2 protein-coding genes and 8 tRNA genes are annotated in these 2,728 nt (G+C 49.3%); all 10 read right to left on the bottom strand.

The features are described from left to right. Positions 1-440: ABC transporter ATP-binding protein (locus CPT76_RS40620; protein ID WP_258168875.1), on the bottom strand; the 440-nt coding region annotated here is incomplete at its 3' end. A 105-nt stretch (positions 441-545) separates the two neighbouring features. Beyond that, the gene (locus CPT76_RS27100) at positions 546-1,733 is read right to left on the bottom strand and encodes a PucR family transcriptional regulator (protein WP_258168840.1); all 1,188 of its coding nucleotides are present in this window, start codon (positions 1,731-1,733) and stop codon (positions 546-548) included. A 109-nt stretch (positions 1,734-1,842) separates the two neighbouring features. Beyond that, positions 1,843-1,915, bottom strand: a tRNA-Lys gene (locus CPT76_RS27095). Between the two features lie 7 nt (positions 1,916-1,922). Further along, positions 1,923-2,008, bottom strand: a tRNA-Tyr gene (locus CPT76_RS27090). A gap of 8 nt (positions 2,009-2,016) precedes the next feature. Next, positions 2,017-2,089 (bottom strand) — tRNA-Phe (locus tag CPT76_RS27085). 115 nt (positions 2,090-2,204) lie between these two features. Further along, positions 2,205-2,281, bottom strand: a tRNA-Asp gene (locus CPT76_RS27080). 11 nt (positions 2,282-2,292) lie between these two features. Then, a tRNA-Thr gene (locus CPT76_RS27075) sits at positions 2,293-2,368 on the bottom strand. 6 nt (positions 2,369-2,374) lie between these two features. Then, positions 2,375-2,450: transfer RNA gene (locus CPT76_RS27070), tRNA-Val, on the bottom strand. Between the two features lie 9 nt (positions 2,451-2,459). After that, a tRNA-Met gene (locus tag CPT76_RS27065) sits at positions 2,460-2,536 on the bottom strand. Positions 2,537-2,566: 30 nt separating this feature from the next. Then, a tRNA-Ser gene (locus CPT76_RS27060) sits at positions 2,567-2,658 on the bottom strand. Positions 2,659-2,728 lie beyond the last annotated feature (70 nt).

The following is a 2,728-nucleotide window of genomic DNA, read 5'->3' as shown; positions in this document are numbered from 1 at the left end:
CCCAAGGCAACACGCTGACGTTGACCACCGGAAAGAGCTTTTGGCTTACGATCCAGCAAATGCTCGATATCGAGGATTCTCGCAGCTTCACGTACACGTTTATCAATTTCATCCTTTTTCACTTTACGCAGCTTCAGACCAAAGGCCATGTTTTGGTATACGTTCATGTGTGGATACAAAGCGTAGGACTGGAACACCATCGCGATATCGCGGTCTTTAGGAGCTACATCGTTCACGACGCGGTCGCCAATGTAAAGTTTACCGTCAGAGATTTCTTCCAGACCGGCGATCATACGAAGCGTCGTAGATTTACCGCAACCGGAAGGACCTACCAACACCAGAAACTCCTTATCCTTGATATCAAGGTTGATATCCATAACTGTTGCTTTGTCAGAACCCGGATACTTTTTGAAAATATGCTCTAAACGTACACCTGCCATGTGAATTTGCCCCCTTAGTGTATAGTTATGAAATCGAATACATTATGATAGTTATATATTACCCAACATCTCGCAGACTGGCTATACACAATCTGCACAAAAAACCTATTTTCTTTTCGTCACTTTATACAATAGCATCGTCAGCTTCACCAAAACCGCGTCCCCAAAGCTTCTAACGTCCAGATTGGTCTCTTGTTTGATCTTATCGAGCCGGTATAAAAGGGTGTTGCGGTGAATATATAGTCGCTTCGCCGTCTCGCTGACATTGCAGTCGAGCTGAAAGAAAGTCTCCAGCGTCGACAACGTCTCGTTGTCGCTGAACAATACGCCGTGGTCCCCTGCCTGTTCGAGAAAGCGGCGGCGCTGCTCCATCGGGATGCTGTAGATTAAACGCTCCAGCAGCAGCTCCCATGGGAAGTGGACATGCTCCGACACATGAAACGTCCGTCCCAAGAAAATGGTTTCCCGAAGCATGCCTACCGTGCCCGGCAGTGACTTCATGGGGATGAACGAAGGCGCGGCGGATAGATGAAAAGCACCAACCCATTCGCTTGCAATCAGCTCATAGAGCCCCATACAGAACGCGGGGAGCATGTCAGTTTCCGATTCGCCGTTGTCCTCTTCTTTCTCGTCATTACTGCCGGCCACAAGTTCTTTTCTGGCCAAGATGAGCCACTCATTGTCGCGGAGAGCAGCAAGCACCACCTCTCCATCGAAGTAGCTGCGCAGCAGCTTTTTCAGCTGGCTTCCCTTAACATCGGAGGCATGGATACTCTCACAAGTCAGCAAAAAGGGAGTCATCTCTGCGGAAAGCAGACGTTTTAGTTCCAAATCGTCAGGCAATTCGGCATCGCCGTGTCCCAGGTCGAGCTGCTCTTGAATCCATTGACTGAGCCTCAGGAGTTCCCGTTCCTCATCACCCTGGGCTTCCACGGCATCACCCGTTTGTTCTCTTACCGCAGACAGCAGTACACCGATTAAGCGGGATACTTCATCATTGACCAGCTCAGAACTGGCTTCAATTACGTGTACCCGCCCGTTCTTGATAAACAGCGGGAACCAAACCTTGTCCTCCACCATCACCACTTCCTGGAGGCTTCTATGCTCGGTCTGCTTCCCTTTCTTCGAAGAAGCCTTGCCGGATACCGAAACGGGTAATAAACCGCCTCCGACTGCTGTTTGCTCAGCTCCTTCATATGTAACGTTCCGCCTACGACCTGCTCCAACTTGCTTCGTAATGTTTCCATCTCCACCATTGATGTCATCCACCACTTTGCCATTTTTATTAATCATCTTACCATATTCCTATATAAAATCGAAAACCACACTTCTTATGCACATCAGATCGTCAGGCCATAAAAGACAAAAAGACCCTCAACCGAAAGGTTAATGGTCTTTGTGATGAGCCATGAAGGACTCGAACCTTCGACACCCTGATTAAAAGTCAGGTGCTCTACCAACTGAGCTAATGGCTCTTACAACTGGTGGAGGCTGATGGATTCGAACCACCGAACTCGTACGAGAACAGATTTACAGTCTGCTGCGTTTGGCCACTTCGCTAAGCCTCCATATAAGGTGGCTCGGGACGGAATCGAACCGCCGACACGAGGATTTTCAGTCCTCTGCTCTACCGACTGAGCTACCGAGCCATACATGCAAAAATAAAGCGGGTGATCTTAATCTTCCCACTTTACGCTGTGGAAATTCACTATACAAAACATCATCTTCAATCTATATCAAGCATATAGATGAAGTAAATAATAATGGCGGGACCGACGGGATTCGAACCCGCGGTCTCCTGCGTGACAGGCAGGCATGTTAGGCCTCTACACCACGGTCCCGCATTATTAGATGGTGCCGGCGAGAGGACTTGAACCCCCAACCTACTGATTACAAGTCAGTTGCTCTACCAATTGAGCTACACCGGCATATGATGGTGGAGGCTGAGGGGATCGAACCCCCGACCCTCTGCTTGTAAGGCAGATGCTCTCCCAGCTGAGCTAAGCCTCCAGGTATGTATGGTAGCGGCGGAGGGGATCGAACCCCCGACCTCACGGGTATGAACCGTACGCTCTAGCCAGCTGAGCTACGCCGCCATACTAAAACTTGCTAAGATGTGATTCAAATGGCGGAGAGAGAGGGATTCGAACCCTCGCACCGCTTACGCAGTCTAACCCCTTAGCAGAGGGTCCCCTTATAGCCACTTGGGTATCTCTCCAAGCATAACCTCGGTATACGAATTGTATAACCAAGAGTGGTTTCAAAACACATTCAGGAATTTGACTCCC

Origin of the sequence: Paenibacillus sp. AR247, assembly GCF_002968895.1 — a bacterium.
GTDB classification, from domain to species: domain Bacteria; phylum Bacillota; class Bacilli; order Paenibacillales; family Paenibacillaceae; genus Paenibacillus_AQ; species Paenibacillus_AQ favisporus.
The sequence above is the reverse complement of the archived record's forward strand: the minus strand, read 5'-3'. Positions and strand labels throughout refer to the sequence as shown.

What these genes read in the sequence shown, in the direction of transcription:
- CPT76_RS27100 (WP_258168840.1), bottom strand. Translation starts at nt 1,733, where the DNA reads ATGATTAATAAAAATGGCAAAGTGGTGGATGACATCAATGGTGGAGAT.